This window comes from Micromonospora sp. NPDC048905 (genome assembly GCF_040649655.1).
Lineage (GTDB): Bacteria > Actinomycetota > Actinomycetes > Mycobacteriales > Micromonosporaceae > Micromonospora.
The window spans coordinates 60,202-82,141 of sequence record NZ_JBEZFV010000011.1 but is presented as its reverse complement, the minus strand read 5'-3'; the positions used below and the strand labels follow the sequence as shown (position 1 = coordinate 82,141).

The window sequence follows — 21,940 nt, the reverse complement described above, 5'->3', positions numbered from 1 at the left end:
GCCGCGCGCTCGCCGTGGCTCGCCAGCTGTGGAGGATCCCGCCGACAGCTGGCCGCGCGGACGCGGTCAGCCGGCGAGCAGGTCGTTGTGCGCCGCGCGCAGCCGGGCCAGCGTGGGGTCGCCGCCCGGGACGACCCGGCGATCCAACTCGGCCCACGCCTGCGCCAGCGCGGCGCGGATCGCGGCCAGCTCGGCGGCGTGCCGCTGGGTGCTGCGTCGGTGCTGCTCCTCGAGACGGCGTGCCCAGCCTGCGGTGACCGTGGCGAGCCGGTCGGCGTCGGCGCGGGCCTGGGCGCCGCTGCGCGCGGCTGCGGCGGGGACGATCGCGGCGACCGGGCGGGGATCGCCGTCGCGGGTGACGACGGTGACCGCGTCGGTCAGCTCGGCGAGCGCGACAAGCTGACTGAACCGGGTGCGCGCCTCACGCAGCGGCACGGAACGCGGCGGGTCGGGGTGGGGGGTGAGCGCGGGGACGGCCATGGATGAATGGTGCCGCCGGGGTACGACAAAACCCGCGGTCGTCAGTGGACAATGGTCGGCGGTGCGTCCGGTCCGGCCAGCCACTCGTCGGCCAGGACCGACCAGACCTCAAGGTCGATGCGGCCGTGCGGGCCTGGGCTGACCTGGCGGAGGGTGCCGTCGAGGCGCAAACCGAGCCGCGCCGCGAGTGCCCTGCTGCGGATGTTGTCGGCGGCGGTACGCCACTCGACCCGGTGGATGCCGCGCTCGCGGACGGCCCAGTCGACGATCCGGCGGATCGCCGGGGCGACCATTCCCCTTCCCTGCGCGGCCGGCTCCACCCAGCAACCCGCCTCGCAGACGCCCCGGGTCGCGTCGAACGACACGAACATGACGCCGCCGACGAGCGTGCCGCGCCACCACAGCCCCCAGATACCGCCGGTGTCGCTGGCCCACCGGTCGGCGTACCGCTGCAACACCGCGCGGGCCGACGGCAGGTCGGTGGCGACGAACGACGGCGCCACCCAGGGCTGGATGTGCTCCCGCGCCCGATCCAGGTGGGCGAGGAACTCCTCGGCCCGCCACGGGTCCAGCGGGCGCAGCTCGACCTCCTCGGTCAGCGGCAGGGCGAACACCGGGCCTCCAGTCAGATGCGGGAAAACAGCCTCGCACAGGCCGCACGCATGTGCCCGCGCCGGGCACGCGCTCAGGTCGGCAGATGGGTACGCAGCGCCGCGAACTGCGCCACGGTCAGGTACGACGGGTTGGCGGCCTGCGGTTGGCGGAACACCTCCAGGGCGGCGAGCCGCCCATCGGCGCGTAGTCGTTGCCGGGGCACCCGGTCCCCTTCGGCGAGGATGGGCAGGTCCAGTGGCACCGACCAGGGCTGCCCCGGTGGCCTCGGCTCGGCCGGCCCGGTGACCCGACCGATCCCCCACAGCCCGTAGGGCAGTCGACCACGACTGCCGCTGGCCCAGAAGACGATCGCCTGTCCGGCGCTCATCATCCGCGCCCGGTAGCCGGGGCGTACGCACCAGCTGGTCACCCGGGGATCCTGGGCGAACCGGGCGGTCAGGTCGACCTGGTCGGCGTTGCCCTTGATCAGCCAGGCCCCGAGGTTGTCGAGGCGGACCCGCGGCTCGGTCACCGCGTCATTCTGCCCCGTCGGCGGCCGGCCCAATCAGATGATCATGTGGGTCCAGTAGGTGAGCCAGAGCACGAACAGCACGCCCTGCACCACGGCGAGCGTCGCGGTCAGCCAGAGGTCGACGCCGCCGTCGCGGGCCCAGCGGGCCAGCACCAGGGCCACCGGGAACGCGGCGAGCAGGTAGCGCAGCAGGCTCCGGTACACCGCCGGGCCGATCGACAGCGGCACCAGCACCATGAGGACGCCGTACACCAGGTAGGCCACCTCCCGGCGGCGGAACCCGGCGACCAGCACGGCCAACACGGCCACGGCGAAGAGGACCCGCGCGGCGTCGCGGGGCTCCCCGGCCAGCCCGTTCAGCAGCACCGGCACCGGGTTCTGCGTCTCGATGCCCCATCCGGTCCGTTGCGCCTGCTGGTAGGCGAACCAGTCGCCGCCGCGCCACCGGCAGAACGCCATGAAGGTGAACCAGCCGGCGGGCAGCAGCAGCAACGGCCAGCCGATTCGCAGACAGCCGAGCAGGGCGCGGGGGCCGAGCCGCCAGTCGTGCTGACGCAGCAGCACCAAGGCCAGCGGCAGCGCGACGAGCAGGCCGACGGAGCGGCTCATCGCCAGGAAGTAGCCGAGCACACCGACCAACAGCCACTGGCGTCGCTCGGCGTGGTAGAACGCGGCCAACGCGAGACAGACGAAGAGCGACTCGGTCAACGCGGCCTGGAACAGGAACGCGGTCGGCAGCAGCACGAGGTACCTGGTGAAGCGGCGGGCCGCGGGTACGTCGCCGAGCAGCACCTCGGCGAGCCGGTAGCCGTACCAGAGCGCCAGCAGGAACGCGACGTTGCTGATCACCAGCAGGGCCAGCGCATTGTCGCCGCCGAGCAGCGCGCCGACCGGCCGGGCCAGGAACGGGTAGAGCAGCGGGAAGCCGAAGTCCCGCCACGGCCCGGTCAGGGGCAGCTCGCTCAGCCGCAGGTAGAGCAGCCCGTCCCAGGCGAACCAGAGGGAGATCCACCGGTGCCCGGAGATCTCGCGCTGCTGGGCCCACATCAGCGCCTCGTCGGGCGGCGGCGCCCCGGGCACGTCGTCCCAGGCGTGCAGGACCAGCAACCCGAGCAGGGTCAGCAGCAGTTTCGCGCCGAGGAACAGGCCGATCACGTACGGCCAGGGCGCCGGCACCCGACGGAACGCGCGCGCTCCGGCGCGGCCGACAGCGCCCACCAGGCCGGCGCGGCCGGCAGCGGCCACCAGGCCGGCGCGGCCGGCAGCGCCCAGTCGGACGGCCAGCGTCGCCGCGCCGCTCCGCCACCGGTGCATCCGCCCCGCCCCCCGGTTCGCCGGCCCACCCGCCGCTCAGGAGTGTGGTCCAACCCGTTGTACGCCGCCAGACGCCACTCCGGAGTGGAATCGATCGTTGACCGGGAGTGACATTCGGCGCAGAACGGGTAGGCGCGGCGCCACCGACGATCAGCAGAGCGGGGAGTGCGGCAGCATGGGCGAGCAGCACGGCACGGTGGTCATCGGCGCGGGGCCCGCGGGGCTCACGGCGGCGTACGAACTGCTCCGGCACGGCCGGACGGTCCGGGTCTTCGAGGCCGACGAGGTGGTCGGCGGGATCAGCCGGACCGTGGAACGCGACGGGTGGCGGTTCGACATCGGCGGGCACCGGTTCTTCACGAAGGTGCCCCGGGTGGAGGCGTTCTGGCACGAGATCCTGCCGGACGAGGACTTCCTGACCCGGCCCCGGATGAGCCGGATCTTCTACCGGGGCGCGCTGTTCAACTACCCGCTCAGCGCCGTCAACGCGCTGCGCAACCTGGGGCTGGCGGAGGCGGTCCGCTGCCTCGGGTCGTACGCCCACGCCCGGCTCCGGCCGCCACGCGACCAGTCGCACTTCGAGGGCTGGGTGTCGGCCCGGTTCGGCTGGCGGCTGTATTCGATCTTCTTCAAGACGTACACGGAGAAGGTCTGGGGAATGCCGGCGGACCGGTTGCAGGCGGACTGGGCCGCACAGCGGATCAAGAATTTGTCCCTGGCCACGGCGATCCGCAACGCGCTGCTGCCCCGGCGGCGACGCACGGACGTGACAAGCCTGATCGAGGAGTTCCAGTACCCGAAGTACGGGCCGGGGATGATGTGGGAGCGCTGCGCCGAGCAGGTGTGCCACCGGGGTGGGCAGGTGTCGACGGGCACCTGGGTCACCGCCGTGCACCGCGACCCGGGGCGACGGCGGGCGATCAGCGTGACGGTCAACGGCGCGGACGGGCAGCGTACCGAGCCAGCCGACCACGTGATCTCGTCGATGCCGATCTCGGAGCTGGTGTCCGTCCTGCGTCCGGCGGCGCCGCCGGAGGTGCTGGCCTGCGCCGCCGACCTGCGCTACCGCGACTTCCTGACGGTGGCGCTGGTGGTGCCCGCGGAGTTCTCGTTCCCGGACAACTGGATCTACGTGCACGATCCGGGGGTACGGGTGGGCCGGATCCAGAACTTCGGCTCCTGGTCGCCGTACCTCGTCAAGGACGGCCGTACCTGCCTCGGCCTGGAGTACTTCGTGTTCGAGGACGACGAGATGTGGCGTACCCCGGATGCCGACCTCGTGGCCCTGGCCACCGCGGAGCTGGAGCGGCTGGGGTTGGCGCGGCCCGGCGTGGTGGAGGCCGGCTACGTCGTGCGGATGCCGAAGGCCTACCCGGTGTACGACGAGCGCTACCAGCACAACGTGGACGTGATCCGGGCGTGGCTGGCCGAGGCGGTGCCGAACGTGCACCCGGTGGGGCGCAACGGTATGCACCGTTACAACAACCAGGACCACTCGATGCTGACCGCGATGCTCACGGTCGAGAACATCGCCACCGGCAGTACGCACGACGTCTGGACGGTCAACGTCGAGCAGGACTACCACGAGCAGTCCTCCGGTGGCGACCGGCGCGGCACGGGCCGGGACGCGCCGGTGCTGCCCAGCCGGATCGTCGCCGCCCCGATCGTCGCTCCCGTCGGGGCGCGCGCCGGCGGCGACGGTGACCGGGCCGCGCCGCTGCCGGCACCCGTGGACTGAGCGCCCGGCCGCCCTGCCGAATGCCGTGGGCGTCGCCTGCCCCGCCTCCGAGGATCACGTGGTTTGATCTGCACGTCGATCCGAAGGGGGCAGGGTGGGGCGCAGGGCGATCATCTTCCACGGGACCGGTGGCAACCCGGACGTCGTCTGGTACCGCTGGCTGGCGCGACGGTTGGAGGCCCGGGGCTACACCGTCGAGGTCCCGCACCACCCGGGCATCAACGTCGAACCGATCGCCACGTTCCTGCCGACGGTGCTCGACGGGCACCACTTCGACGAGGACACGATCCTGGTGGGCCACTCCGGTGGCGCGGCGCTCCTTCTGGCGCTCCTCGAACACGTCGACGTGACCGTGGCGCAGGCGATCCTGGTCGCCGGTTACTGCACCCGACCCAACACCAGCGAGGAACCGGTCCTGCAGCAGAGCTACGACTGGGCCGCGATCCGGTCCCACGTGCGCGACATCTACTTCATCAACTCACGCAAGGACCCGTACGGCTGCGACGACCGCCAGGGGCGCGCCATGTTCGAGCGGCTCGGGGGCACCCAGATCGTGCGCGACGACGGGCACTTCGGCGACTACGACCAGCCGTACGAGCGGTTCGAGCTGCTCGACCGGCTCATCCCCTGACCCGCTACCCGCGCGCCCTCTGCCGTGCCGATTCGTACAGGACGACGGATCCGGCGGTGGCGGCGTTCAGGGAGCTGGCCATGCCCACCATGGGTATCCGGATCAGGTGGTCGCAGGCGTCGCGCCACGCCGAACTCAGCCCGGACGTCTCGTTGCCGACCACCAGCAGCGTCGGCCGGGTGAAGTCGTACTCCGCCGCCTCCACCGTGCCGCTCTCGTCGGTCCCCACCACCTGCACGTCGACGCCGTCCGCGCGGATGGCCTCGACCCAGTCGAGCACCGTCCGGTGGGAGGGCACCCGCACCGCGGGGACCGAGAAGAGTGAGCCCGTGCTGGCCCGAACCGACTTGGGGTCGTAGACGTCGGCGGCATGGCCGGTGACGATGACGCCCCCGGCGCCGAAGGCGTCCGCCGAGCGGACCAGCGTCCCGATGTTTCCGGGGCTGGTGGGCCTGTCGAACACGACCGCGAGCAGGTCGGGACCGGTCGGGATGCGACCGAGGTCGTCATCGGGCAACGCCACGACGGCGAGCAGTTCCGGGGCGACGTCCGCCTTGCCACCCAGCTCGAGCATCAGCTCGCCGGCAACGGCCACCTTCGTCGCGCGGGCCGCGTCGAGGGTCTCGTGCGCCCAGCTCGACAGGTGTGCGTCCGCGTTGTACAGGAGTTGGCGGACCTGCCACCCGAGCTGGGTCGCGAGCGTGATGGGTCGGACGCCCTGCACGAGGAACTCGCCGCTGCGCTGGCGCTTGGTGCGGTTGCCCAACAGCGCCTCCCACTGTTGGAACCGCGCATTGCGAGTTGTCACCCGTAGGACCGCCACCAACCCCGCCTCCATCGCGTCTGACCGTGCGCCGAGCGTACTGGGGTGGGCACCGCGGTCGGCACGCGCTCCGGCCGGAGTCGGCCCGGCCGTGGTCGTGCTCACCCCACGGCCACTCCCCCGGCCGGGGCAGGGGATCCCCTGCGCAGGGGAGGAGAGACGACCCATCGCCAGAGATCATCGGTCCATGACGGTCCCCGTGGTCGCCCACCTCCGGCCCCGCTCGCCCGGATCTCGCGGGCAGCTGTGGGTACCACCGGCCGCCGCGCTGTGGGTCACCGCGTACGCGGTCGTGCACGCCTGGTGGGCGCTCCGGGGCGCGCCCCGATTCGCCGAGCCGGGCGAATCCTTCTTTCCCGGCGGGTGGCTTCCGGTGGTGCCCGCGGTGCTGTCGGCGGCGGCGATCCTGCTGATCAGCTCGGGCGTCGAACGCGACCGGAGCACGAGCGTCCGTTGGACGCTGGCCGTACTCGGCTGGGTGTCCGGTGTGTCGATGGTCCTGTACTCGTTCATGGTCCCGCTGACCCTCCTGATGATCCTCGGCGGCCTGTTCGGGATGGATCTGGACGCGATGGACTGGGTGACGCTGCTGGCACAGGGCAGTGGCGCCCTAGGCGGCGCCCTGACCATCGTCACCGCCAACGCCGAGCAGCGGCGGGCACGCGGGGCCTGCCACCGCTGCGGTCGGGTTCACGGCCGCCGGCCCGAGGGGCGGGACGCTCCGACGCCATCCTGGGCGTGGTTCGCCGGATACCTGACGGTCGCCGCCTGCCTGGCGCGCTTCACCGCCGAGCGGGTGCACGGCTTCCTGTCGAGCAAGGCACCGGAGATCCCCTGGACCTTCATGATCACTTTCGTCGTCCTGATGCTCCTCGCGGGCACACTGTTGCCGCTGGCGTTGGTACACCGCTGGGGCCGGATCTGGCCCGGCTGGGTCCTGCCGCTCGCCGGCCGAAAGGTCCCACGTTGGCTGGTGGCCGGCCCCGGACTCTTCGTCGGCGCGGGCCTCACCACCTATTTCGGTATCGCCGGCATGACCGCCTGGGCCACCGGCGACAACGTGGACGGGCCGGCGTGGTTCCTGGCCGTCGTGCTGCCGGCGTACACGCTGTGGGGTCTGGGGCTGCTGGTCGCCGCCGGCTCGTACCTCAGCCTGACCAAACCCGAGTGCACGCTGAGTCGAACGAGCGCTCCCCGGGCCGTATCTCGGTAAACGGGTCTCGGGGCGAGCCCTCAGCGCGGCAGGTGCGTCCAGTACGCCACCGTGGCGTCGTCCGGGACCTGGCCGTCGGGGTCGGCTTCGGCTTCGGCCTCCCGGACGGCCCGGATGACGCCGGCCGGGCCGTGGGCGGCGAGCAGGGCCAGCACGCCGGGCCAGTCGGTCCGCCCGTACGGATCGACGATGCGGCTGGCGCCGTTGCTGAGCAGCGCGATGCCGAACAGGTCGGCAAGGGACCGACTGCCGGTCACCGCCTCCCGGGCCGCGTGCGGGTCGTCCTTGGCGATCCAGTAGCCGCCCGGCCGGTTCCGGCGGGCACGCAGCGCGCTGGCACAGGAGGCGCGAATGCGGTCGTACTCGGGCGTGTCCCGAGCTACACCGCTCAGCGGGACGGAACAGTCGCGCCGGGCGATCACCTCACGCTCGTCGGTGATCACCTGCGGGCCGCCGTGGGCCTGGTCGAGGACGAGATAGGAATCCGCGAGGAGCAGGTAGTCGAGCCGACCCCGATGGACGCGGGCCAGCACGACTGTCGCCTGCGGGCTGCTGGGATCCGCGATGTCGCAGGTGTGCCGGTGCGCGGCGGCGATCTCGTCGATGGCGGTGGCGAGGACGGTCGCGAGGTCCCGGCCGTCGTCGGGCGACAACCGGCCGAGCAGCGCGCCGCCGAGGCGATGGGTGTACCAGGCAACCCCGTGGCGGCAGAGCGACTCCGCTCCCGGGATGCCCGCGCCGTCCAACAGGACGACAGCACCCGGCACCGCGCCGACGAAGTCCTCGTTGCGCCGGTTGGCCCTGCCGGGGCTCGTCGCCATGCTGACGTGCACTCTCGAACTCCTGACGTCCCGGCCGTCGATCCCCGTCAGGGGTGGCCCTGGTGCAGGGCCCACTCGTGCTCGAGAATCGACATGTCGTGGGCGTCGATCCAATCGTCGTCAAAGCGCAGGGCGTGGCGGCGGGTGCCTTCGTGGACGAAGCCGACTTTCTCGTACACGTGGCGGGCGCGGGGGTTGAAGTCGAAGACCTCCAACCCGACCCGGTGCATTTCGAGCTGGCCGAAGGCGTAGCCGAGCAGCAGCCGGGTCGCCTCGGTGCCCAGGCCACGATCGCGCCCCTCCGGCCCGATGAGGGTACGGAAGCTGACGCTGCGGGCGTCGGGGTCGTGACAGTTGAGGACGACCTCGCCGACCAGGGCGCCTGTCGCGTTGTCCACGATGGCCAGGTCCAGCCGGTCGTCGGTGGCGCCTCGGGAGCCGTACCAGTCGCGGCTGACCTCCAGCGGCGGGGCCTCCCCCAGCTCCGCGCTGCTGCTGACACTGCCGGTGAGCCGGGCCACCTCGGGATCGATCATGATCGCGGTCATCGCCTCGGCGTCATCGGCGGTCACGGGCCGCAACGTGACCAGACGCCCGGTCAGGGTCGGCTTGTGGCTGAGATTCGTCATTGACCTACCCCCGTGGCCGCGTGAACGAGAACTCACCATACGTCGTCGCCATTCCGGGCGTCCGGCTCCCAGCTGCCGAGGGATGACGGGGCGGAACATTGACACGTAGTCTGCTGTCGATGACGGGCCGTGTGGTTGTCGACACTGCGGGAGGTGCGAGCGGTGGGCAGATGGTTCAACCGCGGCCGTAAACGCGACGACGAGCCACCGCGCGAGTCGAAGCCGTCCGGCCCGGTCATCGAGATCACCGTCACCCAGGGCGGTCGTTCAAGCACCACGACCCTCGGTGGTCCGACCGCCTTCGGGTTGCAGTACCACGCCTACCACGAGCAGTACGGCGCGACCGACGCGCGAACGTTGGAGGCGGGGACCCTCTACGCGCAGGAGTTGATGCGCGACAACGACATCGACGAGGCCGTAGCCCTCTATCAGGAGGTCGTGGCGTTGCGCAGCTCGGCGCTCGGGCCGGAGCATCCGGACACCCTGCGCAGCAAGCACAGCCTGGCCTTCGCGCTCTGGCAGCGCGGCTCCCACGCCGAGGCGCAACGCGTGCAACGGGACGCCTACGAGGCGCGGCGCCGGGTGCTGGGCGACGACGACGTCGAGACGTTGCGCAGCGGCAACAACCTCGGCTGGCTGCTGATCGAGCTGGGTCGGATGGACGAGGCCGAGCCGCTGCTGCGGCGGGTCGCCGACGGCATGGCCCGGACGCTGGGCCGAGACGACCCGGACACCCTGACCTGCCAGATGAAGCTGGCCGGGCTCCAGCACCTACAGGGCCGCAGCCAAGAGGCCGAACGGGCTCTGCGGGACGTGGCCCGGCGGCTGAGCCGGGCGGTGGGGTCCACGAACCCGGTGACGCTGCAGGCCCGCAGCAACCTGCTGGTCGTCCTGCTCGACAACGGCCGGGCGGCCGAGGCGGTCGACGCGGCCCGGTCACTGGCGGACGACGCCGGTCGAGTCCTGAGTAACACCGACGGCGTACTCCTGCACGCCCGGCACTCCCTGGCCCGAGCGTTGGACGGAGTGGGCCGGCGGGCCGAGGCGATCCGGTTGCTGGCGGACACGGTGCCGGACAGTGAACGGGGCCGCGGCGTCGACCATCCCGCGACCCTGGAGATGCGGACGCTCTTCGCCCTGCTGCTGGTCGAGGCGGGTGACCGGCGGGCGGGCCAGGAGGCACGGGCCGCGCTGGCCGGGTGCGAACGCGTACACGGCCCGACCCATCCCCACACGGAGAAGGCCCGGGCGCTGGTCCGGCGCACCCGCTGACGCCGACGGGCGGTGGTCAGCCGCCGGTGTGGATGTGCGCCGCCCACAGCGTCGGTGCCAGCGGGTAGCGGTCCCGCAGCGCCCGCACGGCCGCGTGCAGCGCGTACGCCGCCGCCCCGGTCGCGTCGCCGTGCTGGTAGAAGGCGGTGGTCAGGGCGAGGGAGACCGCGTCGTCGATCTCCCACAGGGTGCCGATGACGTGCCGGAATCCGGCGAGCTGGAAGGCGCCGGTGATGTGCAGCGCCTCGTCGACGAGGGTCGGCGGGGCCTGGGCGGTGGCGCAGGCCGACAGGAAGGCGAACTCCGCGTCCAGGTCGAGCTGGGACACGTCGGCCACGGTGAGAGGGCTGTCCTGGTGGTCGTGGACGAGCAGTCGGCCCTGCGCCGGGTCGTGCGGGTCGGCCACCGCGTGGCACGCGAAGTGCGCGTAGGCCGAGCCGGCCAACCGGTCCAGGACGTGCTGCCGGGTGGCCGTCGCGTCCAGCCCCAGCCACGCTCCGGGCAGCGCCCCCGCCGCCGCCACGGCCTCGCGTTCGGCGCTGGGCAGCGCCTGCGGGCCGCCGGGGGTGGCGCGCATCGCCACGACGCAGGACCGGGCGTCGGGCCGGGACTGTCGCGGCCCGGTGCGTTTGCGGGCGAGCGCGGTCACGGTCGGGGTGTAGGAGGAGACCACCCGGTCGAGGGCGGATCGGCCGGCACCGGCCTGGGCGGCGTGCAGGGGGAAGAACGCCAGCGGGCCGACCGGGCACCACCAGACGCGGGGCAGCTCACCGGCCGCCCCGGGCGCGTCGATCCGGTCCAGCACCGGCCCGACGAGGGCATGCCACAACCATTCCAGTACGCCGGTGAGCACCGACTGGGCGCGCAGCCTGCTCCGCGCGTCCGCCGTCGGGTCGTACGCCGTGGTGGTGGCCTCCTGGAGCAGCCGTAGCTGCGTCATCGCGTCGGTCAGCGACAGATCCGGCAGCGGCAGCACCGTCACGCGGTGCTGCCGCAGGATGAGCGCGTCGCAGCGCAACTCGCTCGCGATCGGCACGATCACGGTCCCGTCGACCTGGTCGAGCAGCTGCCGCGCGCTGGGCGGGCGCAGGAAGTCACCCAGGCCGGGCAGCTCCCGGATCGTCGCCAGCAGCACGTTCCACTCGGTTTCCCGGTCCCGGCCGAAGGTGGTGCGTCGGGGCGCTTCGGGGGCGGGCGCTTCGAAGTCCTGGCGCATCCGCTGGAAGTCGACCGCCAGACGCGGGTCGGCGCGTTGGAGCGCCGCCCACTCGCCGTCCGCCGTCAACCGCTGGTGCAGCAGCAGGCCCCGGCCACGTTCGAGCAGCTCCAGGGCGCGCTCCGGCTGCCCGGCGCCGATCGCGCAGGAGGCGGCCGTCGCTGCCAACCCGGCCGTCGAGCCGAGGTCGGCGTACTGGTCGTGGCGGGTACGCCCCCGGGAGGCCAGCCGGGGCAGCAACGTGATGGCCTCGTCGAAGGCCTCCGTCGCCTCGTCCCACCGGCCCAGCGTGGTCAGCGTGTAGGCCGCCTTGTCGAAGGCCTGGATCCGGACCGGCACGGCGCCGGAGTCGATGCGGCCGGCGGCGCGCGCCCGCTCGGCGGCCTCGGTGAGCAGGGCGGGCTCACCGGTACGCAGATAGGTTGCCCGCAACGCCTGGGCGATGGACAACCCGGTTTTGACACGCTGCGGATCGCGCGCGGGCAGGGCGTCGAGCGCCCTGCGCAGCAGGACGAGCGCTTCCTCCAGGTAGGCGGGCTCCCCGGTGGCGTCGTAGAGCAGCCGGAGGCTGTAGCCCAACTGGTCCAGGTACAGGGCGTGGTTGGCCTCGCCGCGGACGGAGAGTGCGAGCGCCCGGCGCAGCAGGCCGATCGCCGACTCCAGGGCGGAGATGTCGCCGGTCAGTTGGTGGGTCTTCATGCCGACGCTGGCGAGACTGGCGAGCGCCATCCGATGTTCCGGATGCCCGTCTCCGACGGTGTTCAGCGCGGCGGTGAACTCCTCCCACGCCGGGCCGAGCAACTCGGCGCGGCCGGTGCGGTCGACCAGGGTGAGCAACGTCTGCCCGGCCAGGAAGCGCGGGCCGTTGCTCTGCGGGGTGTGCCCCCGCAGCACCGCGACGGCCCGCTCGGCATCGGCGGTGTGGGTGGTCCCGGCCGCCCTGACCAGCAGGCACCGGGCTCGCAGCATGACGATCTGGTCCTGGTTGGGGCCGGTCGTGTCCACCGAGGACACCAGCTCCATCGCCTCGTCGACGTAGTCCTCCACCCCGGTGAGCTGGTGGGCGCGCAACAGCGCCTCCGCGTGGATGCCGCGCAACACGGGCCGGTGCTCCTCGCTGATCCACGACTCGGCCAGCTTGGCGATGGCCGTGAGCCGGTAGAGCGTGTCGACCGAGCCGTCGAAGGTGTGCCGGGCTCGATGGACCTGGCAGGTCTTGAGCATCAGCAACGCGCTGTTGCCGAGGTCGGCCGAGGCGTCCTCGGCGAACTGCAGATACTGCTCGGCGATGTCCAGTAGCTGCGGATCACTGTCGATCCGGGCTCTGGCCAGCAGCACATCGGTGTACGTGGCCAGCGCGCGGACACCGTGCGCCGTACCCAACTCCTCGGCCAGAAAGGAGTCGGCCATCGTGCGGATCGCGGCCTCCAGCACGACGGTGGCCTCGATCAGGTCCTCCCGCGCCTGGTCCGCGTGGTGCCTGTCGAGCAGCGCGGCCCCCAACTCCACCTGGGCCTCGGCCCACCGCCGGTCCCCACGCGGCTGCCCGGCCGCGGCCCGACGCCAGTGGTCGACGGCGTCCCCTGCGTAGCGGCTCACCGGCACACCTCCCCGTCGCGGTCGCTCCCCAGCCTGCCAGCCGCGCGTCCACATCGACAGGAGATAATCAGCCGATGAGTCAATCGGCGCCGGACAGGCGACTCGACGACGACCGGGCGGCCCGGCTGGCCCGGGTCTGCGCGGACATCGCGCAGGTGGGCGACCTGCTCGGGCCGGAACCGGCCCGGGCCCTGGCGCGGCTGCGGGACCGGCCGCTGTCCGACCAGGGCGTGGACGCGGTGCTCGCCGAGGTGACCGAGTTGATGCGCCGTAGCGGGCTGGTCGGTGGTGACACGACCGCCCGGGGCCACCCCTACCTGCCACTGGCCGGCATCCACGGCCGCCGCCCGGAGATCGTCCAGGTGTGCCCCGGTGACCTGTGCGACCGGGTGGAGATCCCCCGGCCGGACGCCGGCCCGCCGCACTGCGCCGTGTGGGACTGCTCGCTGCCGACGTTCCGGATGGACCGGTGAACGCGGTCATCGCCTCGCTCGGCGGGAAACTGGCGGAGCGGTGGCTCGCCGGGCTGGCGTTGCCCGGTGTGGTGTTCGTGGCGCTGGCCGCCGTGGCGGTGCGACTCGGCCACGCCCACTGGTGGGACCTGCGCCTGCTGGCGCGGGAGGTGGACCGGCTCGCCCTCGGGTCACCGGCCCCGGGCACCGGCTCCGCGCTGCTGATCGTCCTCGGTGTCGTGCTGGCCAGCGTCGTCGCCGCGACGGCCGCTCAGAGCCTGGAACGCCTGGTCGTGGCCCTGTGGACGCAGGGCTGGGGCCGGGCCGGCGAGGCGGTGACACGTCGGCGGCGCCGCCGGTGGCACGCCGCCGTGGACCGCTACGAGAACGCCCTGCGGGACAAGGCACGCCGGTTGCGGTCCGCCGACGGCGCGACCGGACCGCTGCCGGACACCCAGGCGCTCGCCCGCGCCTGCGACCGGATCGCGTTGACCAAGCCGGACCGGCCAACCTGGATCGGTGACCGCATGATCGCCACGGCGGTACGGGTGCGGGACTGCTACGGCCTGGACCTGGCCGCGGCCTGGCCCCGACTGTGGTTGCTGCTGCCCGAGGAGAGCCGGGACCCGCTCGCCCTCGCGCAGGCCGACTTCACCGCCGCCGCCCGGCGGGTGGGCTGGGGGCTGCTGTATCTGGCGCTCGGCCTGCTGTGGTGGCCTGCGGCGGTCATCGGCCTCGGCCTGTGCGTGGCGGGTTGGCGACAGGGCCGCGGCACGGTGTCCGTGCTGGCCGACCTGGTGGAGGCGGTGGTCGATCTGCACGTCCGCGCCCTCGCCGCCGCGCTGGGCCACCCCACCGACGGCATGTTCGGCACGGCCGACGGCCAGGCGGTGACAGTGCTGCTCCGCAAGGACCGATGATCCTGAGCCGACGGTGCTTCCGATCAGGCTGGCGTCGTCGGGCCGCCGAGGGCAACTGTGCAGCGTTCCGACCCACCGTCCCGGTCGTACGCCAGCGTCAGCGTGCGCGCCTCGTCCGGCGGGCCGGGTTCGAAGACCACCGTCTCCATGGACAGTCCCCCGCGCTGTTCGCCGCTGCCGCCGCCCGCCCGGTACTGCGTTCCCGCGTCGTCCCACCCGCGCCACCGCCGCAACCGGTCGTGCATGCCGTCCAGCGAACCCGGGTCGCGGGCGTCGGTGCCGGCGTACGCCAGCCTCACCAGGACCATCGTCGACCAGCGTTCCAGGCTGATCAGCGTGGCGGGCACCGCGTGAAGCGTCAGCGTGCGACCGGCCAGCGAGATCACCTCCCGCAACCGGGCAGGGTCGACAGCCGGCTCCTGCCACCGCGCGCGGTCACGACCGTGCTGTAACGCCAACTGTTGCCGGGTCTCGACCGACAGCGGCGCCCAGTGATCGGGCGTCAGGCGACCCTCGGTCGACATGCGCTTCTCGGTCGACATGCGCGTCTCGAGACGGGCCAACCGGCCACGTCGCTCCAACTCCCGATCCAGGTCGGCGAGGATGCGTTCCATGTCCTCCTGAGCCAGGGCACCGGCCGCCACCAGTCCCACCGCCACGCCACGGATCTCCGAACGGTCCACCGTCAGCCCGTGCGGCGGCTGACCAGCACCGGCCGGCAGTCGATCGACAATGTACTTCTCCAGGTACGCCCGTCCCTCCATCCACCCATCATCCATCGACGCGCCCGCCGACCCGGACGTCGTCGGCCGGCCGGACCGGCTCCGGCGCCGACCAGTCCTTCCGCCTGGGCAGCAGGAGCGGGGTGGCGAGCAGGAGTACGCCGGAGACGGTGATCGCGGCGAGCGCGCTGGTGCGGGTGGCGAGCACACCCCAGATCACCATCAGGACGGCCTGGAGGAGTCTGCTGCTGGCACTCCAGGTGCTGAGGACCCGGGCGGTGTGCGCCACCGGAGTCCGTTGCAGGCGTTCGGTCGCGTAGATCGGATTGAAGATGCCCATGCAGGTGATCAGCAGACCCTCGACGACGATCACGGTGACCACCCCGGGGATGCCGGGCTGGACGAACGCGAGACCGATAGGGAACACCGATCGCAGCCAACCGGTGACCATCAGGACGCGGTGCCGGCCGTGGCGGTGCACGAGGCGCGCGGACAGGCGGGCACCCACGAACCCGCCGAGCGCCGGGATGCCGAAGGCGAGACCGTACTGCCAGGCCGGGACGTCGTACTCGCCCAGCAGGAGAACGGCCAGGAGCGGGGCGGTGGCCATGATGAGGCCGCCGACCAGCACCGAGTTGAGAAACAGACCCCGCAGGACGCGGTCGCCGAGGATGACTCGCCAGCCGTGCAGCAGGTCGGCTGGGCGCAGCCGGGTGACCCGGTCGCGGGGAGTCGCGACGTCGCCGCCCCGAATACGCAGGACCGCGAGCGCGGACAGCAGGTAGCTGAGCGCGTCGGCCAGGATCGTGACGACCGGGCCGAGCAACCCGACGAGCGCGCCACCGACGGGCGGACCCATTGCGGTCGCCGACCAGGTCGTGCCCTCGAACCGCCCGTTCGCCACCAGCAGGTGCTCACCACGGACCAGATACCTCAGGTACGCGCCGGAGGCGGCGGCGAACGCGATGCTCGCCGTCCCGGAAACAACCGAGACAACCAGCAGTTGACCGTACGACAGGACGCCGAGGACGTACGCGACCGGGACACTGACCATCGCCGCGAACCGGACCAGGTCCATCGCGATCATGACCGGACGCTTGGCCCGGTGCTCGACCCACGGTCCGAGCGAGAGGGCGAGGATCGCCGCGACGGCGAGCCCCGCCGCCTCCAGGAGTGCCACGGCGAACGCCGACGAGTCCAGCACTTGCACCGCGAGCAGCGGAAACGCGCCGAAGGCGAGCCACGTGCCGTAGGCGCTGACACCGTACGCCGACCACAGCCACCCGAAGTCGGGCCCCAACCGGACGCGCATGTGACTCCCTCCTGACAGGCGGTGTTCGGATCGGGGCATCCCACCCCACGGGCCGGCGCGGAATCAAACAACCGATGTTCGGGCGAGCCACAACCAGCGGTTGTGCGTGCGCATAATGGGTCGGTGGATACCGAGGCGGTGCGATCGTTCGTCCGGGCGGCGGACCTCGGGCAGCTGCAACAGGCGGCCGACGAGCTGGGCGTGACGCAACAGGCCGTGTCGAAGCGGATCGCGGCCCTCGAACGTGAACTCGACGTGCGGTTGTTCACCCGTACCGCCCGAGGGGTCGAGCTGACGCTCGACGGCCAGGCGTTTCTCGCGCACGCCCGGGACGTCGTCGCCGGTGTCGACCGTGCCGTCGCCGCGATCAGGCCCGGCTCGCGGGCCCTGCGGATCGACGTCCTCGGACTGCGAACCGCGCAGGCCGTCGTCCTGCACGACTACTGGCGGTCGCATCCGGAAATCACCCTCGACGTGGTGACCCTGCGGGTCAACGACCCCCGTGCGGCGGCCGCCGCCGTCCAGGCGGGCGATATCGACGCCTCGTTCCGCTCGGTCACCGACCCGGCCGCCCTGCCGCGCGACGTGCGGATGATCCGCGCGTTCGACTCCCCGACGGAACTCCTCGTCGGCCCGCGGCACCCGCTCGCCGGCGCACGCTCACTGACACCGGCACAGCTACGCGGTCATCGGATCTGGGTGCCGGGCATCGCGCCGCGCAGCGAATGGGCGGACTTCTACGACCAGCTCGCGACCGACTTCGACCTCCGCATCGACGCGGCCGGCCCGCACTTCGGCGACGAGGTCCTCCTCGACATCCTCGCGGACTCCGCCGACGTGGCAACCCTCGTCGGCTCGCGCGACCGGTACCTCTGGCCGGCGAACCACGACCTGCGCCGCATCCCGATCGTGCGTCCGACGCTCGCGTACCCGCTGTCGCTCCTCCTGCCCCGGGCGAACCCGCACCCGGGCCTGCGGGCGGTCATCGACCACGTCGCGGGCCTGACTCCGCTCCCCGCCGCGACCTGGCGCCCCTCCTGGGCACCGGCCACCTGAGGGCGCCGGTGCCGATGTCGTCGTCCAGGCGTTGAACCCGCAGGCAGCTGCGCGCGGACATCACCGCGATCGGGTAGCCGATCGCGGCGGTGTGATCGACTTGCCAGGTGACCGAACTCCGCACCACACCATCGAGGGACGTCGAGCTTCGTCTGGCGCAGGAGAGGAACGTCTGGCTGTGTACGTTGCGGCGCGACGGCTCCCCGCACCTGACGCCGGTCTGGTTCGTCTACGCCGCCGAGACCTGGTGGATCGGCTGCGACAGCCGCAGCGTCAAGGTTCGCAACATTCTGGCCGACCCGCGGGTTTCCCTGGCCCTGGAGGGCGGCGACGCTCCCGTCGTGGCGGAGGGTGCCGCCCGGGTGCACCGCGGCGCGTTACCGAGCGCCGTCGTCACCGTGTTCGCCAGCAAGTACGGCGGCTGGGATGTCAGCGCACAGGTCAGCCCGGAGGGCGAGCGAGTCCTGCTGGAGATCCCCGTCCGGCGGTGGCTGCTCGCCGGCGTGGCGCAATAGCCATCTCGGTTTAGCGGTCAAGTCCCTACCCGCTGCCGGTGCATCTCCGGTCGGATCAGCCGGTCCGGCGGGCGGTCAGGGGGCGGCCGTTCGGCGGCCACCGTGCGAGGCGACCAGGGCGTCGGCCACGATCGCGGCGTCGGCCTCGGCGAGGTCGGCGGGATACTCCGGCAGGAGGTCGTCCCAGATGACCAACCAGGATCCGAAGAGCTGCCCCTGGCCCTCGGGCCGCGCGAAGAACCAGACGTGCAGGTGGGCGGCACCGTCACCGACGCGGTAGACGTGGGCTCGCGAGATGTGCGGCAGGGCCTGCACGTGGCGGACGATTCGCGTGCTCAGCAGTCCCAGTTCCGCGGCGAGATCGTCGGGGAGGTCGGCCATGTCGTAGTGGTCGCGCGGATACAGCATCAACGCCAACGGCACGCCCACTCCGGTGACCCGGGCCAGCCGCCAGTGCTCGTTGAACCAGATCCCCTCGTCCCGCTCCTCGCAGTTGCGGCACTCCGCCGGGTCCTCACCGTGTCGGGCGGGCTCGGGCAGCACCGGCGGGCGCAGTGGCGCGACACGCAACCCGTCCTGGTCGAAGGGGCTGATGTCCCAACCCGTCATTCCCGCCGCCAGCGGAAGCCGCCGCTCGCTGTCCGCGACGGACATCGCGTGGTCATAGAACTGGTCTGGACTCAAAGCCATGGCGGGAAGACTAGTACAACCAAGATCCTTTTGGTGTCCGTCGCCCTCACGACCGTTTCGCGGTCTGGGTAACTCCTTCCTGCCGCAGTTCCAGGATGTGTGGCTGGCCGTCGGACGGCAGGAAGCGGATCTCCAGGTCGAGTCCTGGGTGGAGGTGGCGACCGTCCGGGGCGGCCACCAGCGTCACCCGTTGCTGGCCGGGAGCGGAGAGGATCAGCTGACCGTCGGTGACCGCGACGTCGATCGGATAGTCGTCACGCAGGACGTAGTGGCCCGCGACGTCGTCGAGGGGTGCGGTGGCGAGACTGCTGGCGTACCGACGGTCGGCGGCGGCGCGGATGCTGGCCAGCAGCTCCCAGCCGTCCTCCGAGTTGGTCATCGCCGCGACTGCGGTCCCGCTGTCGGGCCACACGTAGGAGAAGCAGGTGTATCCGACGTTCAACCCGGTGTGCCCGAACCGCCGACACCCGGCGCGGTCGCCGATCTCGGTGCCGAGACCGTAGGAGCCGCCCGGAATCTGCGGTGCCCACATCTGGGTGGCCAGGTCGCGGTCGAGCAGCGTCGAATTCCCCGAGGCCGCCCGGGCGATCTCCAGGTCGAGCCGGAGCAGGTCGGTCGGGGTGCTCCACAGCCCGGCCGCCGCCAACTCCGGTTGTGTTCGCCACCCGCCGGGGATCCCGGTGCCGCCGATGTGGTGGCCCCGCGCCACCAGATGCGGTCGCTGGTGTGGAAACCGCTGGTCGAAGCTGCTGCCGGCCATGGCCACCGGGTCCAGCACCAGTGTCCGCATCAGATCCTCGAACGGCGTACCGGTCGCGTCCATCAGCACCTGCTGAAGTACGCAGTAGTGGCTGCCCGAGTAACGGAAGCGGCTGCCCGGCAGCAGGGTCGACCGTACCGGTGCGGTGGTCGTCGGGCCGCTGCCCTCCAGGACCTGCACCAGCGACGGGGCGCGATCCCCGGCGTAGCCGCGATACCAGGTGTCGGACAGGCCTGCGGTGTGGGCCAGCAGCTGCCGTACGGTGACCGCTGGTTGCCGGCCCGCGCGGTCGAGCAGTCGCCACGAGGTGAGGTAGTCGCGGACGTCGGTGTCCAGATCCAGCACGCCGTCCTGGACCAGTCGCAGTGCGCCGAACGCGGCGACGTGCTTGCTGATCGAACAGGCCGCGAAGATCGTGCGCTCGGTCACCGGCGTCGACGTCTCGCCACCCGTGACGCCGTACCCCGCCGCCCACACCTGCCCGCTCAGGTGCCCGACGGCGATGCTGACCCCCGGGACCTGGTAGCTGCTCATCAGGTCGGGCAACGAGGCCGTGTCCGCCGAGAGCTGACCGGAGGACACCTGCCGGTCAAGGTGGCTCAGTAACTGGACCCAGTCCTGCGAAAAATCCCCGTCGTCCACCGCGCCGATTCTTGACCAGATACCAGGGTGGTTCAAGAGACCCGGCCACGGCGTCCATTCCAGGATCGGCCGAGCAGGCCGGTATCGTGCCGTCGCACGATCTTCGGTTGTCCTCAGGAACCGTGACCGCGCCTAATTGAGACACCGCACTGGAGACGACGTGGTGAACCAGTTCCAGCAAGCCATGCGGTTGATGCGCAGCAATGACGCGCAGACCCAGGAAGACGGGTTCCACCAGCTGCGGCCCCACGTCGCGCAGCACCTCGACGAGCTGATCGTCGAGTTCGACCGCGAGACTGACCATGGCCTGCGCTGCTGGCTACTCGAACTGATCGGCGACGCCCGCGCCGAGCAAGCCCTGCCGGTACTCGTCGACCAACTCCACGGCGACGACGAATCGCTGCGGGACTGGGCTGCCAGAGGCCTCGAACGGCTCGACACCAAACAAGCACGTCGCGAGCTGTACCAGGCCCGCACCACTGGCTTACTCCCCTGACCCGCGCTACGGTCCGTTCGTGGACGAGGACGCTTTCTGGGCGCTTGTCGAGGAGTCCCGACGGGAGAGCGGAGACAACACCGAACTCGCCTCACGCGTTCTCTTCCGCCGCCTCCGCACGCTCGACGCGACCGAGGTCGTCGAGTTCGTCCGGCTCTGGGAACAGACACGGTCCCGCCTGTACTCCTGGCCGGTGACCGACGCGGCCTGCCTGCTGCTCGGCCCGGTCGAGGAGGAAGACCTGTGCCACATCCAGGACTGGATAATCTCCTACGGTCGCGCGGTGGCGGAGCGGATCGCTCGGGATCCGGACAGCCTCACGGACCTTGCCGCGGATGCGGGCAACGCCCGGGCGCAGTGGTTCGACGAGTTCACCACGGAGGCGCATATCGTCGTCAGCGGCACCTGGCCGCCCGGCTACGACCCGGACGGACCCGAGGATCTGCTGGGTGAGCGCACGGACCTCAACGATTGGGCTGCCGTCCGCCGACGGTTTCCCAGACTGGCCGCGTTCCGGCGGGACCACCCCGAGCTCGGCGTTCCCGAGCTTCGCTGATCGCCCCACCGTTCGACCAGGCTCGGCCGAGGGGTGCAGACCGACGGGACCCTCGGTTGCGTGAATCGTCGACCCGATTCTGGACTTGCGGGTCCATTATCTGCGAGTCAGAGTCCGATACGGCGTCGGGCACTGGCCCGGCCGTCCCGGACGTAACGGGGGAAGATCATGGACTTGCAACTTGCTGGCAGGCGCGCCCTTGTGACGGGCGCGAGCAGCGGTCTCGGTGCGGAGATCGCGGCGGCCCTGGCCGCCGAAGGCGTTGCCGTGGTCGTTCACGGCCGAGACCAGACCCGCACCGAGCAGACCGCGCAGAAGGTGGGCGGTCAGGCCGTGATCGGAGACCTCACCACTGATGTCGGCGCCGAGGCCGTGGCTACCCAGGCCGGGGAGGTGGACATCCTGGTCAACAACGCCGGCAGATACGACCCCGAATCAGGGTGGTCCGACCTGGACGCGGACGCGTGGGCCGACATGTACAACCTCAACGTGCTCAGCTCGGTCCGCCTCATCCGACACCTGGTCCCCGCGATGCGGGCCAAGGGATGGGGCCGTGTCATCCAGATCGGCAGCGCAACCGGTGAGACGCCGTCGGCGGGGCAGCCGCACTATGCGGCCAGCAACGCCGCCCGGCTCAACCTCGCCCGGTCGTTGTCACGTGACCTCAAGCACACGGGGGTGACCTCCAACGCCATCGCGGCCGGCGCCATCCTGGTCCCCGCCACCCGCGAGTACCTCATGGAACTCGGCCGCGAGAACGGGTGGGGTGAGACGTGGGAGGAGGTCGAGCGCAACGCTGCCCCGATTCGCGCTGGTACCGACGTCGGTCGCATCGGCACTCCTCGCGAGTACGCCGATCTCGTCGCGTACCTCGCCAGCCCGGTCTCCGGCTATCTGACCGGCGCCACCCTCCGGATGGACGGTGGCAGGTACGACAGATAGCCGCAGCGGACGGTG

General features: G+C 71.8%; 23 protein-coding genes. 11 read left to right on the top strand and 12 right to left on the bottom strand.

All coding sequences use genetic code 11. The features are described from left to right. Positions 1-66 precede the first annotated feature (66 nt). The 4 genes from AB0C01_RS25730 to AB0C01_RS25715 all read right to left on the bottom strand — a co-directional run bounded on the left by AB0C01_RS25730 (position 67) and on the right by AB0C01_RS25715 (position 2,920). A complete protein-coding gene (locus tag AB0C01_RS25730; RefSeq protein ID WP_357253091.1) occupies positions 67-480 on the bottom strand; it encodes a type II toxin-antitoxin system Phd/YefM family antitoxin in 414 nt (137 codons plus the stop codon). A gap of 41 nt (positions 481-521) precedes the next feature. Beyond that, on the bottom strand, positions 522-1,094 hold the full coding sequence (locus AB0C01_RS25725; protein WP_357253094.1) for a GNAT family protein: 573 nt from the start codon (positions 1,092-1,094) through the stop codon (positions 522-524). A gap of 71 nt (positions 1,095-1,165) precedes the next feature. Further along, positions 1,166-1,606 (bottom strand): hypothetical protein, encoded by a 441-nt coding sequence (locus AB0C01_RS25720; RefSeq protein WP_357572337.1) that lies wholly within the window; start codon positions 1,604-1,606, stop codon positions 1,166-1,168. A gap of 33 nt (positions 1,607-1,639) precedes the next feature. Continuing rightward, entirely contained in the window at positions 1,640-2,920 is a 1,281-nt protein-coding gene (locus AB0C01_RS25715) for a hypothetical protein (protein ID WP_357572336.1), read from the bottom strand. A 175-nt stretch (positions 2,921-3,095) separates the two neighbouring features. Here AB0C01_RS25715 and AB0C01_RS25710 point away from each other — a divergent pair, with 175 nt between their 5' ends. Beyond that, positions 3,096-4,658 (top strand): NAD(P)/FAD-dependent oxidoreductase, encoded by a 1,563-nt coding sequence (locus tag AB0C01_RS25710; protein ID WP_357253102.1) that lies wholly within the window; start codon positions 3,096-3,098, stop codon positions 4,656-4,658. 94 nt (positions 4,659-4,752) lie between these two features. Beyond that, the gene (locus AB0C01_RS25705) at positions 4,753-5,289 is read left to right on the top strand and encodes an alpha/beta hydrolase (protein ID WP_357253105.1); all 537 of its coding nucleotides are present in this window, start codon (positions 4,753-4,755) and stop codon (positions 5,287-5,289) included. A 4-nt stretch (positions 5,290-5,293) separates the two neighbouring features. On the opposite strand, the gene AB0C01_RS25700 is transcribed toward AB0C01_RS25705, so the two are convergent. Then, entirely contained in the window at positions 5,294-6,115 is an 822-nt protein-coding gene (locus tag AB0C01_RS25700) for an RNA methyltransferase (RefSeq protein ID WP_357572398.1), read from the bottom strand. A gap of 184 nt (positions 6,116-6,299) precedes the next feature. Between AB0C01_RS25700 and AB0C01_RS25695 the strand changes: the two genes are divergently transcribed. Beyond that, positions 6,300-7,325 carry a hypothetical protein gene (locus tag AB0C01_RS25695; RefSeq protein ID WP_357572335.1) on the top strand — a complete coding sequence of 342 codons (1,026 nt, stop codon included), beginning with the start codon at positions 6,300-6,302 and terminating at the stop codon, positions 7,323-7,325. Positions 7,326-7,345: 20 nt separating this feature from the next. Here AB0C01_RS25695 and AB0C01_RS25690 read toward each other — a convergent pair whose 3' ends face one another. Then, complete coding sequence (locus AB0C01_RS25690) at positions 7,346-8,158, bottom strand: hypothetical protein (protein WP_357572334.1); 813 nt, start codon at positions 8,156-8,158, stop codon at positions 7,346-7,348. A 35-nt stretch (positions 8,159-8,193) separates the two neighbouring features. Then, on the bottom strand, positions 8,194-8,775 hold the full coding sequence (locus AB0C01_RS25685; RefSeq protein WP_357253113.1) for a GNAT family protein: 582 nt from the start codon (positions 8,773-8,775) through the stop codon (positions 8,194-8,196). Between the two features lie 162 nt (positions 8,776-8,937). Between AB0C01_RS25685 and AB0C01_RS25680 the strand changes: the two genes are divergently transcribed. Beyond that, positions 8,938-10,047 carry a tetratricopeptide repeat-containing protein gene (locus tag AB0C01_RS25680; RefSeq protein WP_357253116.1) on the top strand — a complete coding sequence of 370 codons (1,110 nt, stop codon included), beginning with the start codon at positions 8,938-8,940 and terminating at the stop codon, positions 10,045-10,047. A 16-nt stretch (positions 10,048-10,063) separates the two neighbouring features. Here AB0C01_RS25680 and AB0C01_RS25675 read toward each other — a convergent pair whose 3' ends face one another. Continuing rightward, entirely contained in the window at positions 10,064-12,862 is a 2,799-nt protein-coding gene (locus AB0C01_RS25675) for a CHAT domain-containing protein (RefSeq protein ID WP_357572333.1), read from the bottom strand. Between the two features lie 74 nt (positions 12,863-12,936). Between AB0C01_RS25675 and AB0C01_RS25670 the strand changes: the two genes are divergently transcribed. Both AB0C01_RS25670 and AB0C01_RS25665 read left to right on the top strand, forming a co-directional pair. Continuing rightward, complete coding sequence (locus AB0C01_RS25670) at positions 12,937-13,335, top strand: hypothetical protein (RefSeq protein WP_357253120.1); 399 nt, start codon at positions 12,937-12,939, stop codon at positions 13,333-13,335. Next, positions 13,332-14,234, top strand: a complete 903-nt coding sequence (locus AB0C01_RS25665; protein WP_357572332.1) for a hypothetical protein — start codon at positions 13,332-13,334, stop codon at positions 14,232-14,234. Before AB0C01_RS25670 ends, AB0C01_RS25665 begins: the two co-directional genes overlap by 4 nt. Positions 14,235-14,257: 23 nt before the next feature. Here the strand turns inward: AB0C01_RS25665 and AB0C01_RS25660 are convergent, their stop codons facing one another. Beyond that, on the bottom strand, positions 14,258-14,998 hold the full coding sequence (locus tag AB0C01_RS25660) for a hypothetical protein (protein WP_357572331.1): 741 nt from the start codon (positions 14,996-14,998) through the stop codon (positions 14,258-14,260). Between the two features lie 7 nt (positions 14,999-15,005). After that, positions 15,006-16,268, bottom strand: a complete 1,263-nt coding sequence (locus AB0C01_RS25655) for an MFS transporter (RefSeq protein ID WP_357572330.1) — start codon at positions 16,266-16,268, stop codon at positions 15,006-15,008. A 123-nt stretch (positions 16,269-16,391) separates the two neighbouring features. Between AB0C01_RS25655 and AB0C01_RS25650 the strand changes: the two genes are divergently transcribed. Together AB0C01_RS25650 and AB0C01_RS25645 are read left to right on the top strand one after the other, a co-directional pair. Continuing rightward, a complete protein-coding gene (locus AB0C01_RS25650) occupies positions 16,392-17,324 on the top strand; it encodes a LysR family transcriptional regulator (RefSeq protein ID WP_357572329.1) in 933 nt (310 codons plus the stop codon). 107 nt (positions 17,325-17,431) lie between these two features. Continuing rightward, complete coding sequence (locus AB0C01_RS25645; protein ID WP_357572328.1) at positions 17,432-17,839, top strand: pyridoxamine 5'-phosphate oxidase family protein; 408 nt, start codon at positions 17,432-17,434, stop codon at positions 17,837-17,839. A 75-nt stretch (positions 17,840-17,914) separates the two neighbouring features. Here AB0C01_RS25645 and AB0C01_RS25640 read toward each other — a convergent pair whose 3' ends face one another. Both AB0C01_RS25640 and AB0C01_RS25635 read right to left on the bottom strand, forming a co-directional pair. Then, positions 17,915-18,529, bottom strand: a complete 615-nt coding sequence (locus tag AB0C01_RS25640; RefSeq protein ID WP_357572327.1) for a hypothetical protein — start codon at positions 18,527-18,529, stop codon at positions 17,915-17,917. 46 nt (positions 18,530-18,575) lie between these two features. Continuing rightward, positions 18,576-19,931, bottom strand: coding sequence for a serine hydrolase domain-containing protein (locus AB0C01_RS25635; protein ID WP_357572326.1), 1,356 nt, complete (start codon positions 19,929-19,931; stop codon positions 18,576-18,578). A gap of 160 nt (positions 19,932-20,091) precedes the next feature. Here AB0C01_RS25635 and AB0C01_RS25630 point away from each other — a divergent pair, with 160 nt between their 5' ends. From AB0C01_RS25630 to AB0C01_RS25620, 3 genes are all read left to right on the top strand, one after another. Next, a complete protein-coding gene (locus tag AB0C01_RS25630) occupies positions 20,092-20,427 on the top strand; it encodes a HEAT repeat domain-containing protein (protein ID WP_357253142.1) in 336 nt (111 codons plus the stop codon). Positions 20,428-20,446: 19 nt separating this feature from the next. Beyond that, the gene (locus AB0C01_RS25625; RefSeq protein WP_357572325.1) at positions 20,447-20,983 is read left to right on the top strand and encodes a DUF4240 domain-containing protein; all 537 of its coding nucleotides are present in this window, start codon (positions 20,447-20,449) and stop codon (positions 20,981-20,983) included. Between the two features lie 168 nt (positions 20,984-21,151). Beyond that, positions 21,152-21,925 carry an SDR family NAD(P)-dependent oxidoreductase gene (locus AB0C01_RS25620; protein WP_357572324.1) on the top strand — a complete coding sequence of 258 codons (774 nt, stop codon included), beginning with the start codon at positions 21,152-21,154 and terminating at the stop codon, positions 21,923-21,925. Positions 21,926-21,940: the final 15 nt, after the last annotated feature.